20 protein-coding genes are annotated in these 21,850 nt (G+C 46.1%); 11 read left to right on the top strand and 9 right to left on the bottom strand.

Translation table 11 applies throughout. From position 1 onward, the window contains the following. Positions 1–55: 55 nt before the first annotated feature. Positions 56–1,459 carry an SPFH domain-containing protein gene (locus L3V30_RS18845; protein WP_005395423.1) on the bottom strand — a complete coding sequence of 468 codons (1,404 nt, stop codon included), beginning with the start codon at positions 1,457–1,459 and terminating at the stop codon, positions 56–58. A 265-nt stretch (positions 1,460–1,724) separates the two neighbouring features. Then, complete coding sequence (gene efp, locus L3V30_RS18840; protein WP_005395425.1) at positions 1,725–2,291, bottom strand: elongation factor P; 567 nt, start codon at positions 2,289–2,291, stop codon at positions 1,725–1,727. Positions 2,292–2,323: 32 nt separating this feature from the next. On the opposite strand from efp, the gene epmB reads away from it, so the two are divergent. Beyond that, positions 2,324–3,346, top strand: a complete 1,023-nt coding sequence (gene epmB / locus L3V30_RS18835; RefSeq protein ID WP_005381502.1) for an EF-P beta-lysylation protein EpmB — start codon at positions 2,324–2,326, stop codon at positions 3,344–3,346. A gap of 95 nt (positions 3,347–3,441) precedes the next feature. After that, positions 3,442–3,939 (top strand): MgtC/SapB family protein, encoded by a 498-nt coding sequence (locus L3V30_RS18830; RefSeq protein WP_005395427.1) that lies wholly within the window; start codon positions 3,442–3,444, stop codon positions 3,937–3,939. A 99-nt stretch (positions 3,940–4,038) separates the two neighbouring features. On the opposite strand, the gene L3V30_RS18825 is transcribed toward L3V30_RS18830, so the two are convergent. The 3 genes from L3V30_RS18825 to L3V30_RS18815 all read right to left on the bottom strand — a co-directional run bounded on the left by L3V30_RS18825 (position 4,039) and on the right by L3V30_RS18815 (position 6,924). Further along, complete coding sequence (locus L3V30_RS18825; RefSeq protein WP_005395435.1) at positions 4,039–4,602, bottom strand: hypothetical protein; 564 nt, start codon at positions 4,600–4,602, stop codon at positions 4,039–4,041. A gap of 316 nt (positions 4,603–4,918) precedes the next feature. Then, complete coding sequence (gene groL, locus L3V30_RS18820; protein WP_237309530.1) at positions 4,919–6,556, bottom strand: chaperonin GroEL; 1,638 nt, start codon at positions 6,554–6,556, stop codon at positions 4,919–4,921. A 77-nt stretch (positions 6,557–6,633) separates the two neighbouring features. Further along, the gene (locus L3V30_RS18815) at positions 6,634–6,924 is read right to left on the bottom strand and encodes a co-chaperone GroES (protein WP_005381516.1); all 291 of its coding nucleotides are present in this window, start codon (positions 6,922–6,924) and stop codon (positions 6,634–6,636) included. Between the two features lie 240 nt (positions 6,925–7,164). Between L3V30_RS18815 and L3V30_RS18810 the strand changes: the two genes are divergently transcribed. Further along, entirely contained in the window at positions 7,165–8,547 is a 1,383-nt protein-coding gene (locus L3V30_RS18810) for an MATE family efflux transporter (RefSeq protein WP_237309529.1), read from the top strand. A 94-nt stretch (positions 8,548–8,641) separates the two neighbouring features. Here L3V30_RS18810 and pfkA read toward each other — a convergent pair whose 3' ends face one another. The 3 genes from pfkA to L3V30_RS18795 all read right to left on the bottom strand — a co-directional run bounded on the left by pfkA (position 8,642) and on the right by L3V30_RS18795 (position 11,422). Next, a complete protein-coding gene (gene pfkA, locus L3V30_RS18805; protein WP_005397529.1) occupies positions 8,642–9,604 on the bottom strand; it encodes a 6-phosphofructokinase in 963 nt (320 codons plus the stop codon). 284 nt (positions 9,605–9,888) lie between these two features. Continuing rightward, entirely contained in the window at positions 9,889–10,797 is a 909-nt protein-coding gene (gene fieF / locus L3V30_RS18800) for a CDF family cation-efflux transporter FieF (protein WP_005397530.1), read from the bottom strand. A 112-nt stretch (positions 10,798–10,909) separates the two neighbouring features. After that, positions 10,910–11,422 carry a CpxP family protein gene (locus L3V30_RS18795; protein ID WP_005397532.1) on the bottom strand — a complete coding sequence of 171 codons (513 nt, stop codon included), beginning with the start codon at positions 11,420–11,422 and terminating at the stop codon, positions 10,910–10,912. Positions 11,423–11,612: 190 nt separating this feature from the next. Between L3V30_RS18795 and L3V30_RS18790 the strand changes: the two genes are divergently transcribed. From L3V30_RS18790 to trmL, 4 genes are all read left to right on the top strand, one after another. Beyond that, positions 11,613–12,302: a response regulator gene (locus L3V30_RS18790; protein ID WP_005397534.1), complete on the top strand. Its 690-nt coding sequence runs from the start codon at positions 11,613–11,615 to the stop codon at positions 12,300–12,302. Next, positions 12,302–13,696, top strand: coding sequence for an envelope stress sensor histidine kinase CpxA (gene cpxA, locus L3V30_RS18785; protein ID WP_047010255.1), 1,395 nt, complete (start codon positions 12,302–12,304; stop codon positions 13,694–13,696). The genes L3V30_RS18790 and cpxA overlap by 1 nt, the downstream gene beginning before the upstream one ends. A 176-nt stretch (positions 13,697–13,872) precedes the next feature. Then, entirely contained in the window at positions 13,873–14,481 is a 609-nt protein-coding gene (locus tag L3V30_RS18780) for a superoxide dismutase (RefSeq protein ID WP_005397537.1), read from the top strand. 136 nt (positions 14,482–14,617) lie between these two features. Next, positions 14,618–15,097, top strand: coding sequence for a tRNA (uridine(34)/cytosine(34)/5-carboxymethylaminomethyluridine(34)-2'-O)-methyltransferase TrmL (trmL, locus tag L3V30_RS18775; protein ID WP_005382381.1), 480 nt, complete (start codon positions 14,618–14,620; stop codon positions 15,095–15,097). Between the two features lie 70 nt (positions 15,098–15,167). Here the strand turns inward: trmL and L3V30_RS18770 are convergent, their stop codons facing one another. Further along, on the bottom strand, positions 15,168–15,686 hold the full coding sequence (locus tag L3V30_RS18770) for an FxsA family protein (protein ID WP_053807754.1): 519 nt from the start codon (positions 15,684–15,686) through the stop codon (positions 15,168–15,170). Between the two features lie 430 nt (positions 15,687–16,116). Here L3V30_RS18770 and aspA point away from each other — a divergent pair, with 430 nt between their 5' ends. From aspA to L3V30_RS18750, 4 genes are all read left to right on the top strand, one after another. Further along, positions 16,117–17,568 (top strand): aspartate ammonia-lyase, encoded by a 1,452-nt coding sequence (gene aspA, locus L3V30_RS18765; RefSeq protein ID WP_005397540.1) that lies wholly within the window; start codon positions 16,117–16,119, stop codon positions 17,566–17,568. A 175-nt stretch (positions 17,569–17,743) separates the two neighbouring features. After that, positions 17,744–19,051 (top strand): anaerobic C4-dicarboxylate transporter, encoded by a 1,308-nt coding sequence (locus tag L3V30_RS18760; RefSeq protein ID WP_005382378.1) that lies wholly within the window; start codon positions 17,744–17,746, stop codon positions 19,049–19,051. Between the two features lie 161 nt (positions 19,052–19,212). Then, positions 19,213–21,024 (top strand): protein-disulfide reductase DsbD, encoded by a 1,812-nt coding sequence (locus L3V30_RS18755; protein WP_193448286.1) that lies wholly within the window; start codon positions 19,213–19,215, stop codon positions 21,022–21,024. A gap of 194 nt (positions 21,025–21,218) precedes the next feature. Further along, entirely contained in the window at positions 21,219–21,848 is a 630-nt protein-coding gene (locus L3V30_RS18750; RefSeq protein ID WP_005397542.1) for a response regulator transcription factor, read from the top strand. Positions 21,849–21,850 lie beyond the last annotated feature (2 nt).

The raw sequence follows: 21,850 nt of genomic DNA, 5'->3' as shown, positions 1-21,850 counted from the left end.
TGCTTTGGGTTACCCATGATCTTTTTGCTTTTTAAGCTTTTGACCACCCATGATCTTATTGCTGTATGACCTTCTTCGTTTGGTCCATAAGACCCAGGGCACCAAAGCCAGTAATCACATCTAGGTTTGTTTTCAAGCCCGTTTCTTCGCTACCACCAATGTAGTTTTGTGGCATCTGAACTTGGAAGTTTTGCAAGTTGTTGTACAACGAGTTCGCTACGTCTCGATTCAACTCTGCCAAATAAACTTCACGGTTTGCCCCTAACGCCGAGTACTTCGCTTTTAGGACCTCAGATTCTGCACGACCTTTCGCTAATATCGCTTTCGCTTCAAACTCAGCAGAAAGTGCGTTCGCCTTTTGAATGGCTAAGTTAGCCTCTGCGATAGCTAGCTCTTTCTCCTTCTCGACTTCAGCAAGTCGTTTGGTTTTTTCCACTTCAACGATTTCACGCTCTGCAATCTGACGTGCAACTTCCACTTCTTTTTGCTGAGCAATAATAGCGAGTTCTTTACCACGCTGAGCGTCTTGCACTTCACGTGTTCGTTGAATCTCTTTGCGTAACTGCTCGGTCTCCGCCTGTGCTTTCGACGTTTCTTGTTCCTGAATCGCGCGAATACGATCCGCCACTAAACGCTTTTTATCCGCTAATAGCTGATCCAATTGCTTTTCTGGCTGTGGATCACCAATGGTCACCTGCGTCACTTGAATGCCGTATTGTTGTAACGGGTTGTCTTGACGAATTGGTTGCCCGGTTTTATCTACAACTGGCACCGTTTTCCAAACCAGTTGATTGGTGCGCTGTAGTTGGTTCGCATTGGCCTGATTCGCCCCAACAGGCGCAAGATCCAACTCTTCCACTTCAACCTGACGTCGCTCTGTTAGATAAATCCCCTCTCGCAACTGATCGCCAAGTTTCGATTTGAACTGGTTCAAACCACCTTGGAAAAACTCTTCACCCGTGTATTGGGTAGCAGTAATCACCGTCACGTTACGTGCGTTCTTTACAAGCAGCGCATCAATCAAGTTACTGTTGTTACGGAACTCTTTGTGCATCTTCTTCACCGCTTCAGGGTCATTACTGAGCTTAAAGCGGAATGTTACGGGGATCTGACCAATGTAGGTGTCGGCAAACCGAACCTGAATCGCATCAAGACGTTGATAAAAATCTTCGCCCTTGCTGTTACCGAATGACACAGTGATCACTTGGTCATACTTGGTGATTTTGGACAGAAATGGCATGCGAAAATGAATGCCAGGTTCAGTAAACACATCCAACTCACCAGTGATATTGTTCTGATGCACGTAGCTGTAACCTGCATCGGTCATCAGCACAGAGCTATTAATCGTTAAGCCTATTGCCAACAGCGGTACGCCAAACACCGCAGCTTTCAATCCTTTGTGTAGTAACTGACGTCTTTCTTCCACCTTTAAACCCCTTCCTAAACCTCTGCTTTCCATTTTGTTCTCCTTTTTGGATTGTTACTGAGTTAAATCGATAAAAATCAGATTGCTATGCAACTCAACAACAAGAACTAATGTATCAAAATGTTACATTAAGGAATAATCGACAGATTCATGAAATAAATAAGATTTTTACGAATAATACAAAATCATCGAAAATTTGCGGAGGATATCGATTTTCTATGCAGGGACATTCAAGAGAGAATCACAGGCAATAAAAAAGGCCGCCGAAGCGACCTTTCAAACAATCAATCTAAAGTGCTTACTTCACACGGCCTACGTATTCAGCCGTACGAGTATCAACGCGAATCACTTCACCAATTGAGATGAACAGAGGAACACGAACAACAGCGCCAGTTGATAGCGTAGCTGGTTTACCGCCAGTACCTTGAGTATCACCTTTCAGGCCTGGATCTGTGTCTACCACTTCTAGCTCAACGAAGTTTGGTGGAGTAACAGTAATTGGGTTACCGTTCCAAAGAGTGATCATACAAGTGTTGTTTTCTACCAACCACTTAGCGTTGTCACCTACCGCTTTTGCGTCTGCTGCGATCTGTTCAAACGTTTCACTGTTCATAAAGTGGTAGAATTCGCCGTCTGAATATAGATAATCTAGGTCGATATCCATTACGTCTGCCACTTCACAAGTGTCACCAGACTTGAATGTTTTCTCTAGCACTTTACCAGAAAGAAGTTTACGAATTTTAACGCGGTTGAACGCTTGGCCTTTACCTGGTTTAACGTATTCGTTTTCCAGAATTACACAAGGCTCGTTATCAAGCATTAACTTAAGACCGCCTTTAAATTCATTGGTGCTAACTGTAGCCATTTTTTCCTCTTACATTCTTAGAGCTAAATTCAATGCCGCACATAATAACCCGAAAAGTCGAATCTGTTGAGCAAAACTGGCTCAAACAGTTGGCGAATGGGATCTCTGATCCTGCAAAATTGCTCGAAATACTGGAAATAGATCCTTCACCGTGGCAAGACGGGTTTGCCGCGCGCAAGCTGTTTGCACAGCGTGTACCGCAAAGTTTTGTCGATAGGATGGAGAAAGGCAACCCTAAAGACCCTCTTTTACGTCAGGTTTTACCATTAAGTGATGAATTTGAAGTACATCCGGGCTATTCCAACGATCCGTTAGAAGAGCAGGATAATGAAGTCCCTGGTCTGCTACACAAGTATCGCAACCGCGCCTTAATGATCGTCAAAGGTGGCTGCGCGGTAAATTGCCGTTACTGTTTTCGTCGTCACTTCCCATATCAAGAAAATAAAAGCGGCAAGCAGGCATGGACAAAGTGCTTAGAGTACATGGCGCAGCAACCAGAGTTGAACGAAGTCATCTTCTCAGGTGGTGATCCATTAATGGCAAAAGACGATGAAATTCATTGGCTCTTAGAGCATATTGCTCACATACCTCACATCAAACGTCTGCGTATTCATAGCCGTTTACCTGTGGTGATTCCCGCTCGAGTCACTGATGAACTATGCCAACTGCTGCAAGCATCAAGGTTGCAAATCATCCTTGTGACTCACATCAACCATGCCAACGAAATCAATGACGAATTTGCTGAACAGATGTTCAAGCTCAAAAGAGCGGGCGTTACGCTTCTAAACCAAGGCGTTCTACTGAAAGGTGTGAATGATTCGGTAGAAGCTCAAGTGGCGTTAAGTGAAGCCTTATTTGACGCGGGTATCTTGCCTTATTACCTCCACGTTCTTGATAAGGTGCAAGGCGCGGCGCACTACTTTATTTCGGACGAAGAAGCAAAAGCCATTATGCGCGGACTCATCACACGTGTATCGGGTTATCTGGTACCAAAACTGACACGAGAAATTGGTGGCAGGCCAAGTAAAACGCCGTTGGATTTGCATTTAGAATAGGTCCTGACGCTCAATTAAATTTGTCGTCACGACCGTTCCTTTTTGTTCGCTTTGCACGGTAAGTCTATGCATACTCCGCTCTTTTGGAGGTCAAGATGCATACAGCACTCGAACAAATTTTCGATCTTGGCCCATTCAGCTGGCCTGCCCTACTATGCTGTGCCATTAATGGGCTAATGATCGGTATCGAACGCCAAACTCGTGGTAAACCTGTTGGCATTCGCACGGCAATTCTTATTATTTCAGGCACTTACCTGTTTATGTCGATGGCAGTATCGTTATCGCCAAATACACTCGATCAAGCACGCGTGCTTGGTCAGATTATTACTGGCGTCGGCTTCTTGGGGGCAGGGGTGATGATGACACTCGATGGAAAAATCCACGGCGTAACATCCGCAGCGGTTATTTGGGTACTGGCAGGATTAGGGTTGATGATCGGTTTGGGTTATTTAACGCAGTCGGTGGTCATTACCCTACTGGCTTTAACGGTGTTGCTGGGCGTGGATAAAGCAGAAAACCACATCAAAGCATTGCGCCGAGGGGTTCACCAAAGAATTCAACAACGCAAAACCTCATCCCGCTTAATTAAATAGTTAACGCGCCGATAACTCGCTTCACCCCATCAGTAATTAAAAAGCCCTCGACGAATATCGAGGGCTTTCGGTATCTAAAGATTCTGACTTGCTCAGGGATTATTTAGCGAAGTTGATGAGTGGGAAACACTTGAAGAAACCGTTATCCGCACAGTTCAAAAGACCAATTTGTACGCCATCAATTTGATCGGTCATGTTGAAGAAGCCAAACTGGAAGTTAGACTTTTTAGAGATACTCGCTAAGCCCACATCCGCCATGGTGTAGCCTTCAGAATAGTTCACCGCGCTCCAGTTCAAGCCTTTTACATTGTTCGTAATGTTGACAGCACCCAAGTTAACACCCGTCGTCTGACCTTGGTTCCAGTTAACTAAGCCTAAAGACGCACCTTTCATTTCTTGGTTTACCTTTGCTGCACCAAAAAACAGACCGAAGTTCACACCTGTCGTACGATCCGTTTCTGACATACCAAGCAGTGAAAAGTCGACACCTTTAACCTCATTCACCTGTCCATGCAACACGGCTAAACGAACACCACCAACTGACGAGTTAGAAGGTGCGTTTGTGTTGTCGATAGTAGAGAACATCACAGGTGTACTGTCAGCAAGAGCAACTGGTGATGCGATAGCGGCTGCAACCGCCAATGACGTCATAAGCTTTTTCATTTTCATCTCCATGATGGGAAGCAACAATTTACAACATAGTGTAATGTTCAGATTTTGCGCTATCCACGTTCAAAAAGTGTTAGCGGTAGGTCAGATTTAACCATCTGACTCAAAAGAAAAAATTTTATTGCTTCTATTTTCATGTTTTTCCACTGACATTTCTTGAACTCGCCTCTCACAATCGAAGCCACATCAGAATGCTATATTTCTCGGATAACGCGCATAAAAAAGTCGAGGCAAATGCCTCGACTTTTAAAGGTTTGGTCGGTTATCTTTCCGCTATAAGGATTCCCTTAGAGCAAAGAGATAAGCTGGCTTACATCATGCCGCCCATACCGCCCATGCCACCCATGTCAGGCATCGCTGGTGCGTCTTTTTGCGGTAGGTCAGTAACCATTGCTTCAGTCGTGATCATCAGACCCGCAACCGATGCTGCGAACTGTAGCGCAGAACGAGTAACTTTAGTTGGGTCTAGGATACCCATTTCTAGCATGTCGCCGTATTCGCCTGTTGCCGCGTTGTAACCGTAAGAGCCTTCACCCGCTTTCACGTTGTTCGCAACCACTGAGTCTTCCTCACCTGCGTTCTTCGTGATTTGACGGATTGGCGCTTCCATTGCACGTAGTGCAACGCGGATACCAACGTTTTGCTCTTCGTTGTCACCCGTTAGGTGAGCAATCTTAGATGCCGCGCGGATAAGTGCAACACCACCACCAGCAACAACACCTTCTTCAACCGCTGCACGAGTTGCGGCTAGCGCATCTTCTACACGGTCTTTCTTCTCTTTCATTTCAACTTCAGTTGCTGCACCAACTTTGATTACTGCAACACCGCCAGCCAGTTTCGCTACGCGCTCTTGTAGTTTCTCTTTGTCGTAGTCTGAAGTTGCGTCTTCGATTTGTTGACGAATTTGAGCTACGCGGCCAGAGATCATCTCTTCTTCACCGATACCATCGATGATAGTCGTGTTTTCTTTCGTGATAGAAACACGCTTCGCTTGACCTAGATCTTCTAGTGCTACTTTTTCAAGCTCTAGACCGATTTCTTCAGAAATCACAGTACCGCCAGTTAGGATAGCGATGTCTTGTAGCATTGCTTTACGACGGTCACCGAAGCCAGGTGCTTTCACTGCTGCAACTTTCACGATGCCACGCATGTTGTTGACAACCAATGTTGCTAGCGCTTCGCCTTCTACATCTTCTGCGATGATAAGCAGTGGACGAGACGCTTTCGCTACAGCTTCTAGCGTTGGAAGAAGTTCACGAATGTTTGAGATCTTCTTATCAACTAGCAGGATGAATGGGTTTTCTAGTTCAACACTGCCTGATTCTTGGTTGTTGATGAAGTAAGGAGATAGGTAACCGCGGTCGAACTGCATACCTTCTACTACGTCTAGCTCATCTTGTAGCGCCTGACCTTCTTCAACAGTGATAACGCCATCACGGCCCACACGCTCCATTGCTTCAGCAATGATGTTACCTACGCTTGCGTCTGAGTTTGCAGAGATAGTACCAACCTGTGCGATCGCTTTCGTGTCGTTACATTCAACAGAAAGCTCTTTTAGTTGCTCTACTGCTGCAGCTACTGCTTTGTCGATACCACGCTTAAGGTCCATTGGGTTCATACCCGCTGCGACTGCTTTTAGACCTTCGTTTACGATAGATTGTGCTAGTACTGTTGCTGTTGTTGTACCGTCACCTGCCGCGTCGTTTGCTTTAGACGCAACTTCTTTAACCATTTGTGCGCCCATGTTCTGGAATTTATCTTCCAGTTCAATTTCACGCGCTACTGATACACCATCTTTCGTGATAGTCGGTGCACCAAAAGATTTGTCTAGAACGACATTACGTCCTTTAGGACCCAGTGTTACTTTTACTGCGTCAGCCAGAACGTTTACACCTTCTAGCATTTTAACTCGTGCGTCATTACCAAATTTAACGTCTTTAGCAGCCATCTTTGATTTCCTTTCTAAAATTCTTTGTGTGTAATTTCGTAATTGAATCTGAGCAAAAAATTACTCAATGATTGCTATTATTCAACGATCGCCATGATGTCGTTTTCAGACATGACAAGCACTTCTTTACCGTCGATTTTTTCAGTTTTTGTACCGTAACCTTCAGCGAAGATAACAGTATCACCAACTTTAACGTCCAGCGGCAGTACTGTGCCGTTTTCTAGGATGCGGCCTTTACCCACAGCTAGAACAACACCGCGAGTTGATTTTTCTGCAGCAGAACCAGTCAGAACGATGCCACCAGCAGACTTAGATTCAACTTCTTTACGTTCAACGATAACTCGGTCATGTAATGGACGAATGTTCATCGGTCGTCTCTCCTGAAAATTTCCATGTTTATTTGATAATTGTCCTTAGGGACTTTAGCCCCAGACACGTGATCCCTATATAAGGGGTCGAAGCAGCGATCCCAAGGGGGGGGCACAAAATTTTTGTGACTTAGTTAAAATAACGAACAACTAAGCAACGGTTTGCGTTCGAAATGCTCACTCGCCCGGCATCTCGCTTTCTTGTATCCTTGCAGTTTGCTCACCACATAGTTGTCATACATGCAGGAAAATAACAAGCTGGAACCCCAAGCGACCGATAAGCATGGTTTGTTGACCGCACCTATTCCTGAAACGCTGCGGAAAATGACCGTCCCCATGACCATGGGCATGATCGCGATTTTGATGTTTAACTTGGTGGACACGTTTTTTATCTCGTTGCTTGGTACTCAAGCGCTAGCGGCGATCAGCTATACCTTCCCTGTAACCTTTGCGGTTAACTGCATCACGATGGGGATAGGGATGGGTCTATCGACCAATATTGGTCGCTTACTTGGACAAGGTCACGCCCCACAAGCCGCTCGGTTTACCACTCACGGTTTGTTATTAGCGGTGTTACTCGTGGCTATCGCCTCTTCGATTGGCTTTGCCACTATTGCACCATTGTTCCGCTTTCTTGGCGCAGCCGACGACCTAATTCCACTCATCGAAGAGTACATGCAGGTGTGGTATCTCACCATTCCATTGTTGGTGATCCCAATGGCGGGCAATAGCGCGATACGAGCATCTGGGGATACAAAAACACCAGCCAAAATCATGATGTTGGCGGGCTTGATTAACGGCACGCTCGATCCGCTACTGATCTTCGGACTTGGCCCATTCCCCGAGCTTGGCATCCAAGGTGCGGCAATAGCCAGTGCTTTTAGCTGGTTAGGTGCGCTATGTGGCTCATTCTATGTGCTAGTTAAACGCGAAAAGTTGCTCGCTCAACCCCAATGGTCCTTGCTGAAACAAGATTGGCAGCAAACGTTAAAAATCGGCACTCCTGCCGCACTGTCGAACGCGATGAATCCATTGTCCGGTGCCATTCTGATGATGCTGTTATCCAACCACGGTACGGCAGCGGTTGCGGCTTACGGTGCGGCGCAGCGTATTGAGTCTATTTTGATCCTAGTCTTGATGTCTCTGACCTCAGCACTCACGCCATTCATGGCACAAAACTTAGGGGCGAAAAAACCTCAACGCGCCTTTTCCGGCTTATTTATCAGCATGCGTTTTGCGGTGGTGTTCCAAGGGTTTATTTTCTTGATGATGGTGCCATTGAGTATTCCTCTAGCAGCGTTGTTCTCGCAGGAAGAAGCGGTAAAAAATCTGCTGTGGCATTACCTACTTGTGGTGCCGTTCAGTTATGGTTTTCAAGGCATTGTGATGATGTTAATCAGTGGTTTGAATGCGATGCACAAACCATTACGAGCATTTCAATGGAGCTTTATGCGTCTGTTCGTGTTTACCCTGCCATCAGCATGGATCGGAAGCCAGATTTACAGTATTGAAGGCTTGTTTATAGGTATCGCTGTGGGGAATACGTTAGGTGGCCTACTTGGCTATATGTTTGCACTGCGCGAACGTAAATTGACGCTCATTGAACAGAGCAGCGCTTCGTAAGATTCTGTCCGATGCGTCAGTTTCCTTTTGCTGATACTCAAATACAAAAAAACCGCGGAAAGCCGCGGTTTTTCTTTATCTATTTCAAACTTGCTTAGAACAGTTCTTCAGCAACTTTGTATAGATCGTTGCGTACTGGACGCTTCATGTTTTCGATCGCGTCGATGATGTCGTGGTGAACAAGTTGCTCTTTCACGATACCTACACAGCGACCACCATGACCTTCGATCAATAGGTGAACAGCGTAGTTACCCATGCGAGATGCTAGAACACGGTCAAATGCAGTTGGACGACCACCACGTTGGATGTGACCAAGTACTGTTGCACGAGTTTCACGACCTGTCGCCGCTTCGATGTCACGAGCTAGTTCATTGGCATCCATCATTAGCTCAGTCAACGCGATGATTGCGTGTTTCTTACCTTTTGCGATGCCGTCTTGGATGTTGCTGATCAGCTTGTCTTTGTCTAGGCCAGTTTCTGGAGTGATGATGTACTCACAACCACCCGCGATTGCAGACATCAGAGTTAGGTCACCACAGTGACGACCCATGATTTCTACAATTGAAATACGTTGGTGAGATGAAGAAGTATCACGTAGACGGTCGATCGCATCGATAACTGTGTTTAGTGCACTTAGGTAGCCCACTGTGTAGTCAGTACCAGCGATATCGTTGTCGATTGTGCCTGGCAGACCGATACATGGGTAACCCATTTCAGTCAGTTTCTTCGCACCCATGTACGAACCGTCACCACCGATCACGACTAGCGCATCAATACCATGTTTTTTCAGGTTCTCAATCGCTTTTTCACGCACTTCCACTTCTTTGAATTCAGGGAAACGTGCAGAACCTAGGAACGTACCACCTTTGTTGATCACATCTGAAACGCTAGAACGATCTAGCTTCTCGATGCGGCCTTCGTATAGGCCTAGGTAGCCGTCGTACACACCGAATACTTCCAATCCCTCGGATAGTGCTGTACGTACTACGCCGCGTATCGCCGCGTTCATACCAGGTGCGTCACCGCCACTTGTTAAAACACCGATCTTCTTAATCATGCTCACCCTCGATCTTTGGCAATCAATTATTTAATTTTCTTTTAGGCCCCTTGTTACCAAGCAACCTGCATAATCCAGAACTGTGCGTTATGTTACATTTCCTCTACAGGATTACCAATGAAAACGCACTTTTTTATGTAACTTTTCTACTTATGTAAGAGTATTACAGTTTCTCTATGAAACTTTGTTGATTCACATCAGGATCACGAATCTTAATAAGTATTGATGGAAAGATAGTCAATAAGTGCCTGTTTGTCGTCAGGCACTTATTGATTTTTCGAGCCCTACCAATCTTGCGCTTTTTGCTCTTTCTCTGGCCCAAAAACGACAGACAATGGATCTTGATGGATCAAAACATCCGCATCAGGAAACAAAGCTAAAAGGTTTTCCTCAACTTTATCGGCAATATAGTGCGCTTCGATTAAACGTAAGTTATCGTCTAACTCCAAGTGCAACTGAATAAAGCGTGTCGGCCCTGACATACGGGTACGCAGTTGATGAACCCCAAGAACCCCTTTCACATTCAAACATTCATTACGGATTTGCTCCAATTCGGAATCCGGTAGCTTTCGGTCTAATAACGTCTGAATCGCTTCGCTGACCATTTTGAAGGCGCTGTAAAGAATGAAGACACCAATGCCAATCGCAAACACCGCATCCGCTTGCGTCACGCCAAAGTAGCTGAGTCCCAGAGCCACCATGATCGCAGCGTTCATATACAAATCAGTCTGATAATGCAGAGAATCCGCCGCGATTGCTTGGCTCCCTGTCACGCGTACCACATGTTTTTGGAACATCACCAAGCCAAGTGTGACCACAATCGCAAACAGCGATACATAAACACCGAGCTCCGGCGCATGCAGTGCGTGTGGACGGAAAAATCGGTCAATCCCGTTCAGGATCAAAAATACCGCCGACCCCGAAATAAACATAGCCTGAGCTAAGGCCGCTAAAGACTCAGCTTTACCATGCCCAAACGTATGTTCGCGGTCTGCTGGTTGTAAGGCATAACGGACAACAACGAGATTTACCACCGACGCGGCGATATCCAACATTGAGTCGATAAGTGATGCCAATAGGCTAACTGAGCCGGTTACCCACCACGTGATGACTTTTACAATCAAGAGAAGAGTCGCCACAATAGTTGCAGTCCAAGCTGCGGTCGTCACTAAACGTGCATATTGCTGTTTCATAATCAAAGAGTTAACTCAAACCATACGTTGAGTATATTGAATGCCCATGAAATAACCAGATCAAAAAAGAGGCAACCAATGGCTGCCTCTTTATATAACATCAATTCATGACTTAATTATTGCGGTATTTTTCCATGCGCTTATGCATTCTGTCGCCACACTCTTGCATGCGTTCATTTTGCAACTTCACAAACTCTGCTTTTTGTTCTGGCGTTAATACGCTCAGCATTTGGTGCTTTCTTTCTAGCATTTGCACACGGTGCTCAGTTTGGCGCTCAACCATTTCTTTTGCTAATGCGGTCGCTTGCGCTTCATCAAAACTATCCGCTAGTAAGAGTGACTGCATTTTTGCGTGGTGTGCTTGTCGCTCAGCCATACGAGCTTCGCGATTTTCAGAATATTTGCCTTTCATCTGTGCGCGGTTTGCTTCACGGAAAGACTTAAGCTGATCTTTTTGAGCATCCGTCAAATTCAAATCACGCATAATGCCGCGGTCCATTCCCATGCCACATTCATCACGCGGGCCTTGATGATGGTTTTTACCACCGTAAGCGAATGCGCTTGCTGCGCCGAGAGTAAGAGGTAGAACAACAGCAGCTAACACAAGTTTTTTTGCAGATTTCATAATTTGATTCCTTACACAGGTGAGTGATTCTTCTGAGCTGTTCTCACAGCGCTTGAGTATAGAATACGACCCACTAGGTAAAGCGACGTATAGGGAGCGTAAAGAATCGTAAAGAGTGATTTTTACCCTCTTCGCAGCACATCATTCCAATGTAATATTAAGCTATCGGTAACTTACTATAGGTGCCCCCATGGCAAACATTCTTTTAATTGATGACGATATCGAGCTAACCAGCTTATTAAAAGAAGTACTCAGTTTCGAAGGATTTGACGTCAGCGAAGCAAATGATGGCGAAGCAGGCTTAGCTGCGGTCAATGATAAGATTGATTTGATTTTGTTGGATGTCATGATGCCGAAGCTAAATGGCATGGAAACCCTTAAACGCTTGCGTGAAAACTGGGAAACTCCTGTCTTGATGCTGACCGCTAAAGGGGAAGAAATTGACCGCGTGATCGGTTTAGAGCTAGGCGCGGATGATTATTTACCGAAACCTTTTAGTGACCGTGAACTGTTAGCACGTATCCGTGCGATCTTACGCCGTACCAGCAGCACACAGAAAAACACCAAAAACAGCGATTGCATTGAGTATCAAGAGCTCCGTCTTTACCCAGGTAAACAAGAAGCATACTGCGATCAACAGTTGCTCGATCTCACAGCAACCGAGTTTGCTCTGTTGACCCACTTTGTGCAAAACCCAGGACAAGTGCTAACTAAAGAAACATTGAGCTTAGATGTGCTTGGTAAACGACTCGCCGCTTTTGATCGCGCGATCGATATGCATGTTTCGAACTTACGTAAAAAATTACCAGATCAGAGCAATGGCAAGCCGCGAATCAAAACCCTGCGTGGTCGTGGCTACATGCTGCTTGAGGAGGATTAATGCGCCTATCACGCATCAAACTGCCAAACATCAATAGCTTGTATGGACGCATCTTTGCCATTTTTTGGTTCACTATGTTATTGGTGTTGATAGCTGTGCTATCACTGCCACATTTGGACCCTCGCAAAGCTCGCGACATTCCAGAAGAGCACTATAAACGTATGGTAGAAACGCGTGACGCAATCCAACAAAAATACAGCCAGCAAACTGATTTAGGACGAATACTATTTCGTATCGAGGGTAACCGTCACGGTAAGCATGACCCTCGTCCGCGCGTATTTTTTTCTGACTACAGCGGTAATGTTCTTACGACAGAAAAACGCAGTAACTTCCAATTGCGTGCCATGCAAAACTTTGTCACCAGTATCGAAGATTACAACCAGCCAAAGCAGAAACTGTATGGTCGATACATGATTGCAGGTCCAATCCCAATTACTTTGGCTGGATCCGATATCTTGATGTATGTAGGCTTCAAGTGGAATGAGCCACCACCACTACTCTTGCGTCTGTTTGATCACCCATTCCAGCTGTTGCTCGCGGTCATGCTGGTTAGTACACCCTTGCTGTTATGGCTTGCTTGGGCACTAAGTCAGCCAGCGCGGCGTCTTGAAGCCGCCGCTCAACGTGTCGCGAAAGGCGAATTTGTCACAGACCCAAATTTAGAAAAAGGCACGGCAGAGTTTCGTCAGGCTGGCAGCAGCTTCAACCAGATGGTCGAGGCGGTTAATCAAATGATTTCAGGACAACAACGCCTGCTATCCGATATCTCTCACGAGTTACGCTCACCTTTAACTCGCTTACGCATGGCGAGCGCATTAGCAACGCGTAAACAAGGCGAAAGCCCAGAACTGACTCGTATCGATACCGAAGCGCAGCGCTTGGAACAGATGATCAGCGAATTGCTTGAACTGTCTCGCATGCAGGCGAACAGCCATATGACTCGCGAAACGCAGCCACTGGAAAGTTTGTGGGAAGAGATCATTAAAGATGCGCAGTTTGAAGCTGAGCAAATGGGTAAGCACCTACACTATTCTGAACTGCCAAAACGAAGTATCTCCGGCAATCCTAAACTGCTGATGAGTGCGGTGGAAAACATCGTTCGTAACGCCATTTATTACGGGAAAGATGAGGTGCAAATCGACATCAAGGCCGATGATGATACGCTGCATATCACGGTTGATGACAATGGCGAGGGCGTTCCTGAAGAAGAATTAGCCGCGATTTTTCGCCCGTTTTATCGCGTTTCGACTGCCCGCGATCGCCACTCCGGCGGCACGGGTCTCGGCCTAACCATTACCGAAAGTGCCATCCGCCAGCACAGTGGAACGATCGTCGCCAGTCGAAGTCCGTTAGGCGGATTGCGCATGAGTATCACCTTACCTATCAATCGTTAACTTCAAGCCGATGAGCTAACAGTAAGCCACACCCTATTTCTAGAGTGAGAGATTCACGGCTTCATCTTCACTTTAGAAATTGGGTGGGAACGCCTTCGAATACCCTTACAAAGATCAAAGTTGATAATAATTATCGTTAGCATTAAAGTGAATTTTCCAATTAAGGAGGATTTACTATGTCACATACATTTCCCGCTCTGCCTTACCCGTACGATTCACTAGAGCCGTACATCGACGCGAAAACCATGGAAGTGCATTACAGCAAACATCACAAGACTTATTTCGATAAGTTCGTAAGTGCCGTTGAAGGGAGCGAGCTCGAAACTCAGTCATTAGACGAGATCTTTGACAATATCTCTAAGCTCAGCCCTGCAGTGCGTAATAATGGCGGCGGCTACTACAACCACATCATTTATTGGAATTGCATGTCTCCAAACGGTGGCGGTGAGCCTCAAGGCGCACTTGCTCAGGCAATTAACGATAAATTTGGTAGCTTTGCGCAATTTAAAGAAGCGTTTGCCCAAGCCGCGATTAATACCTTTGGTTCTGGCTTTGCATGGTTGATCGTAAAAGATGGTGAGATTCACATTACGTCCACCAGCAATCAAGACAACCCTCTGATGGACGTAGTGGATGTACGCGGCGAACCAATCCTCGCATTAGACGTGTGGGAGCACGCGTATTACATCAGCTACCAAAACCGTCGCCCAGAATACATTGACGCATGGTGGAACGTCGTCAACTGGCGAGCGGTTGAAGAAAATTACGCTCACGCTCTATTATAAAGAGCATCGATACTTACGGTATTAACGTCCGCGCTAATGCCTGCTTTCATACCCAGGTCAATCTTGCTGAATCTCGCATATCTTGCTGACTTGGGTATATACTGCCCCTCTATTTGACCAACTCTATTTCAATACCATGTTTGATATCGCTTTATACGAACCAGAAATCGCGCCGAACACCGGCAACATCATTCGACTTTGTGCCAACTGCGGTGCAAACCTTCACTTAATTGAACCTCTAGGTTTCGATCTTGAAGAGAAGAAAGTCCGCCGCGCTGGTTTGGATTACCATGATTTAGCTCGCGTAACGCGTCATAAGAACTATCAAGCATTCTTAGAATATTTAGAGAAAGAGAAACAAGGTAACTACCGATTGTTTGCCTGCACCACCAAAACCACAGGTCACCACGTTGATGCACAATACCAAGCAGGTGACGTATTGATGTTTGGTCCAGAAACTCGTGGCTTGCCTGCTGAAATCATCGATAGCTTGCCAATGGAGCAGCGTATCCGCATTCCAATGATGCCAGATGCGCGCAGCCTAAACCTTTCGAACGCCGTTGCGATCATTGCTTTTGAAGCATGGCGTCAAATGGGGTTTGAAGGCGCGTTGTAAGCACCACGAATTCCAAACACAAAAAAGGGCGCTTAGTGCGCCCTTTTGTTTTCTTTACTCTCTGACTCAATCAGTTGAGCTTGTTGCGATCATCATCGTCTTTACGCTCGTATTCCCCTTCAAAGGTATTGCCATCGTCTGACTGGGAATTAAATGGGTCACGGCGGAACGGGTCTTGCTCAAATGGCCCTTGGTTAGAGAAACCACCTTGGAAGCCACCACCATGCATGGTTTTCACCACCATTTTACTCATCAAGTATTTGGCAATCGCGGCGCGTGGCGCAGGAAGCAACACCAGCATACCAAGAGCATCGGTCATAAAGCCCGGTGTTAACAGCAGCACACCAGCCACCGCTAGCATTACGCCTTCAAAAATTTGCTGGGCTGGAATTTCACCTTGTTCCAGACGCCCCTGCACCGACATCAAAGTTTGGATGCCTTGGCTGCGCACCAACGATGCACCGACAAATGCCGTGATTAATACTAATGCGATAGTCGGCCATAAACCTAAAAAGCCGCCCACCTGAATAAATAAGCCGATTTCAATGATCGGGACAAAAATAAACGCCAATAATAAGATAGGAAACACACGCCCTCCTTTGTTTAATTCAGTGTAATGGTAAAAGCAGACTAAGCTCAAACGAATCGTTGTAAAAAAGCGTGTTCATACTGGTCTCTTCCTACTCAGAAAAATTGGTAGTGGAGTGTTTCATTCAATTGCATACCGATTTTTTCGTGCTTTTAAAGTGCTAATTTCGAACTCTAAAAACCCATGTTTGTCGAGGAAAATCGAGTACCCATAAAGGGTTATTAATAACCCGTTCATACTTTGCAAATTATTGACTCATGAAAAACGAAAAAGGTGATCTAGTTACTATTTTTATGCGCTAGGTGCAGTATCATGTGCCACATAAGTCAGGACGGATTTTCCAGCCAAAAATTCTGATGAATGGATTCTAGATTGCAGAAATGGCTAATAAATAACTTTATTATCAGAATTATCATCTAAGGATCCTGCTATGGCTACCCTATCTGATGCTCCAAAAACAGCAAACCCAGCCACTCGTATTGAAGAAGATCTATTAGGTCAACGTCATGTCCCTGCAGATGCGTACTACGGTATTCATACGCTACGTGCGATCGAGAACTTCAACATCTCTAATATGACCATCTCTGACGTACCAGAATTTGTACGCGGCATGGTAATGACCAAAAAAGCAGCGGCGTTGGCAAACAAAGAACTTGGTGCGATTCCAAAAGACGTTGCAAACTACATCATCGAAGCGTGTGATTTGATCTTAGAAACTGGCAAGTGCATGGATCAGTTCCCATCAGACGTATTCCAAGGTGGTGCGGGCACTTCCGTGAACATGAACACAAACGAAGTGATCGCAAACGTTGCGCTTGAGCTAATGGGTAAAGAGAAAGGTCAATACGAATTTGTTAACCCAAATGACCACGTAAACAAGAGCCAATCAACCAACTGTGCGTACCCAACGGGTTTCCGTATCGCGGTTTACAACAGCGTACACAAACTAATGGAAGCAATTGAGTACCTAAAAGGCGCATTCGAACTTAAAGCAATTGAGTTTAAAGATGTACTGAAAATGGGTCGTACTCAGCTACAAGACGCGGTACCGATGACTGTAGGTCAAGAGTTCCACGCTTGGGCAGTAACACTAAACGAAGAGATTCGTGCTCTAGATTACACCTCTAAACTACTCCTAGAAATCAACCTAGGCGCAACCGCAATCGGTACAGGTCTAAATACACCGACTGGCTACCAAGCGCTTGCAGTAAAACATCTAGCGGAAGTAACAGGTCTTGACGTTGTTGCGGCAGAAGACCTTATCGAAGCGACTTCTGACTGTGGCGCATACGTAATGACGCACAGTGCACTAAAACGTCTAGCGGTGAAACTATCGAAGATCTGTAACGACCTTCGTCTACTTTCTTCTGGCCCTCGCGCAGGTCTAAATGAATTGAACCTACCTGAAATGCAAGCAGGTTCTTCAATCATGCCAGCAAAAGTAAACCCAGTTATCCCAGAAGTAGTAAACCAAGTTTGCTTTAAAGTTCTAGGTAACGACAACACGGTTTCTTTCGCAGCAGAAGGCGGTCAGCTACAGCTAAACGTAATGGAACCAGTTATCGCACAAAGCATGTTTGAGTCTATCTCTCTACTACACAATGCGTGTGTGAACCTACGTGATAAATGTATCGACGGCATCACGGTCAACAAAGAGACTTGTGAAAACTACGTTTACAACTCTATCGGTATCGTCACTTATCTAAACCCATACATCGGCCACCACGAAGGTGACATCGTAGGTAAGATTTGTGCGGAAACCGGTAAGAGTGTTCGCGAAGTTGTGCTAGAGCGCGGCCTGCTAACCGCAGAAGAGCTTGATGAAATCTTGTCAGTCGAAAACTTCATGCATCCAACTTACAAAGCGAAACGCTACGAGTAATAACTAATTAGAAGGGGGCCACTCAGGCCCCTTTTTTAGGCTCTCATACGGTTAACCACATTTTTTATATGCTTTTATTGCCATTAGGCCACTGGGTTCTAATTCTCTGAGCATTTACTCCTGTTCCTGAGTGTTCAAAAAATCAGAATCAAATAAAAACTAAAGAGGTATCAATATGGTCATGGTCGAACTCTTCGTGGTTCTGCTCTTCATCTATTTGGGGGCAAGAATCGGTGGTATCGGCATTGGTTTTGCCGGTGGTGCTGGGGTCATTGCGTTGTCTTTGATCTTGGGCGTACCAACAAGCCAAGCTTACATTCCCGTTGACGTAATTTTGATCATCATGTCGGTCATCACGGCCATCGCAGCAATGCAAGTGGCTGGTGGTTTAGACTGGATGGTGCAAGTTGCTGAAAACTTTTTGCGCAAGCATCCTGAGCGCATCACCTTTTATGCGCCTATCGTAACTTACCTAATGACATTAATGGCGGGTACTGGCCACACGGCATTCTCTACTTTGCCAGTAATTGCAGAAGTCGCGAAAGGTCAAGGTGTGCGCCCTTCTCGTCCTCTGTCTATTGCGGTTGTCGCATCGCAAATCGCGATCACTGCCTCGCCAATCTCAGCGGCTGTTGTAGCGTTTGCGGCAATGCTGCACCCATTTGGCGTTGACTACCTAACACTACTAGCAATCTGTATCCCAACGACGTTCATCGCGTGCATGATCGGTGCGTTCGTTGCGAACTTCATGGGCTGTGAGCTAAAAGACGATGCTGAATACCAAGAGCGTCTAGAAAAAGGCTTAATCAAGCTAAATACAGAAGCAAAACGCGAAATCCTACCAACAGCGAAGAAAGCGACGTTCATCTTCCTAGGCGCAATCGCATTCGTAGTGTGTTACGCAGCAGCAATTTCTGGCTCTGTTGGCCTTATCGAGAACCCTGCTCTAGGTCGTAACGAAGCTATCATGACGGTAATGCTAGCAGCCGCGGCAGCTATCGTAATGAGCTGTAAAATCGACGCTGGCAAAATTCCAGCCGCAGCAACATTCCGCTCTGGTATGACAGCGTGTGTGTGTGTTCTTGGTGTGGCATGGTTAGGTTCTACGTTCGTTAACGCGCACGTTGACGGCATCAAAGAAGTCGCTGGAGCACTACTAGCAGACTACCCATGGATGCTAGCGCTTGTTCTATTCTTCGCGTCTATGCTGCTTTACTCGCAAGGTGCAACCACGGTTGCGCTGATGCCAGCAGCACTTGCTATCGGTGTGGCACCACTTACCGCAGTTGCATCTTTCGCAGCAGTAAGTGCGCTATTCGTACTGCCAACTTACCCAACGCTTCTAGCAGCGGTTGAGATGGACGACACGGGTTCAACGCGTATCGGTAAGTACGTATTCAACCACCCATTCTTTGTACCTGGTGTGGTAACCATTGCTTCTGCGGTAGCACTTGGCTTCGCATTCGGTGGTCTACTGATCTAGTGGAAACAGAGTCTTACTCGGGGAGCTTCGGCTCCCTTTTTTATTGCCTGTCGTCTTGAATTATGCTCAATAAATCTTCATTTTCATGAAACTTATTGACTCGCCTCCGGGTCTGATTGAGTTACACTAACGGCAATTATCTAAGATGAATTGACTCTTTTATGCGCGCATTACTTTCCGTTTTACTCTTAGGGCTTATTACCTTTTCCACTCCGTCTTTGGCCTTGTTTGGCAAAGACCAGTTTACCAATAGCCAGAACAACAGTTTTGGTAGCAGCAGCGACAGCTTTGTTCCGGTCGATCAGGCATTTCCGTTTAATTTCTACCAGCAAGACGACAAATTGATGCTCGATTGGCAGGTACGCGATGGTTATTACCTGTATCAAGAGCGTTTATCTGTGTCTGGTGAGAACATCTCACTGGGCGAACTGCAAATGGAAAACGGCACGCCACATAAAGATGAATTCTTTGGTGATGTGCATATCTATACCACACCACTATTTGTCAATATCCCACTGAGTAATTGGCAAGAGGGCGCACGTGTCATTGTGCAATATCAAGGCTGTGCGAAAGCGGGCTTCTGCTACCCACCAGAAACACGTGAGATTCCAATCAGCGCGTTTTCTTCATCCAATTCCGACACCGTAGCACCGACTGCCAAGGCACCGACGACAGAAAAAGCACAGCCAGCAACAAAACCAACCTCCACTTCAGTACCAGTCAGTGAGCAAGATAGCTTGGCCGCGAATCTAGCCGACAAGTGGTGGACGCCGTTGTTGTTTTTGGCACTTGGTGTGGGTCTAGCATTTACCCCTTGTGTGCTGCCGATGTACCCAATTTTGACCAGCATCGTGCTTGGTGGCGGCAAACTGAGCCAACGTCGTGCGCTTGGTTTGTCATTTGTTTACGTACAAGGCATGGCGCTGACTTACACGCTGCTCGGCCTTGTAGTGGCGTCTGCGGGCATGCAGTTCCAAGCGGCGATGCAACACCCTTATGTGCTGATTGGTTTGAGTGTACTGTTCATTGCATTAGCTCTGTCGATGTTTGGTCTGTACTCATTGCAGTTACCAAGCAGCGTGCAAACGTGGCTGAATAACTTAAGTAACAAGCAGCAAGGTGGTAGCAGTGCTGGCGTGTTTGCAATGGGGGCAATATCTGGCTTGGTTTGTTCTCCGTGTACTACCGCCCCACTCTCTGGTGCGCTGCTTTACGTCGCACAAAGTGGCGACTTACTCACTGGTGGGGTCGCCCTTTACGCGCTGGCGATGGGCATGGGGATTCCGTTGATCCTTGTGGCGGTATTTGGCAACAAGTTGCTACCAAAAGCCGGCGGTTGGATGGACCGCGTGAAAACGCTGTTCGGCTTTATTCTGCTTGCTGCGCCTATCTTCTTATTGGAACGCATCATGCCAGAAATGTGGTCAACAATTCTGTGGTCAACACTGGGCATCGCTGCCTTTGGTTGGCTGTATCATGTGAAAAACAGCTTGGAGTTTGGTGGCTGGAAACAAAGCGCCGTTGGCATCATCGCCGTATTGGGTTTGCTCGCGTCAGCACAGCCAGTATTAAATTACTGGTTTGGTAATAACGCAACGCAAGCTAAACAAACTTCCGTAAGCTTTACACGCATTGCCAATGTTGCAGAGTTGGAAGAACAACTAGCGCTAGCCAAAACAGCTGGCAAACCTGTGATGCTCGACTTCTACGCCGATTGGTGTGTGGCGTGTAAAGAGTTTGAGAAGTACACCTTCCATGATCCAAGCGTCGAAGCCAAGCTAAAAGACTTTGTTCTTTTGCAAGCTGATGTAACCAAGAACCAAGTGCAAGATATTGAGTTACTCAAACACATGAACGTACTTGGCTTGCCAACCATCGAGTTCTGGGATGCGAATGGCGAACACATTTCAAACGCGCGTTTAACCGGCTTTATGCAAGCCGAGCCTTTCTTAAAGCACATCCAACAATTCTGATCATCAGATATTCAAACGCCAGTGATGACCACTGGCGTTTTTTATTACCCAGATTTGAATGAGAAAATTGCGCTTATATGCAATTTTCCTAATAAAAGTCGATTTGGTTCAGACTTTTAGCGAATAAATATTGTCCACTCTCTCAAAGCTGGACAATAATAAATTTAACGAAATAGTCAAAAGTGTTTAACGTCATGGATTCGACCTACACCATCATCATTGCAGATGATCACCCACTCTTCCGTAATGCCTTGTTTCAATCTATCCACATGGCAATCAGTGGGGCAAATTTGCTGGAAGCGGACTCACTCGACGCACTACTGGCTTTGTTAGAGCGAGAAGAAGAGCCAGATTTGGTGCTATTGGATCTCAAAATGCCAGGAGCAAATGGTATGTCTGGCTTGATTCACTTGCGAGCAGAACACCCAGACTTACCAATCGTCGTCGTCTCGGCTAGTGAAGAGCCAGCGATCGTGACACAAGTGAAAAGCCATGGTGCGTTTGGTTTTATTCCTAAATCGAGCGACATGCGCGAACTGGTGAATGCGCTCAATCAAGTGCTCAATGGCGACCCGTATTTTCCTGAAGGGCTGATCACCAATAACGCGGCATGTAATGACTTAGCGGAGAAGATTGCCGCGCTAACGCCACAGCAATATAAGGTGTTGGGGATGTTGTCTGATGGCTTACTGAACAAACAAATCGCCTACGAATTGAATGTTTCAGAAGCCACCATCAAAGCGCATATGACGGCGATTTTCCGCAAGCTCGGCGTAAAAAACCGCACACAAGCCGTCATCATGCTAACGGAGATGAACGACTAGGT

Source organism: Vibrio sp. A1-1, from assembly GCF_021728175.1.
Lineage (GTDB): Bacteria > Pseudomonadota > Gammaproteobacteria > Enterobacterales > Vibrionaceae > Vibrio > Vibrio diabolicus.
The sequence above is the reverse complement of the archived record's forward strand: the minus strand, read 5'-3'. Positions and strand labels throughout refer to the sequence as shown.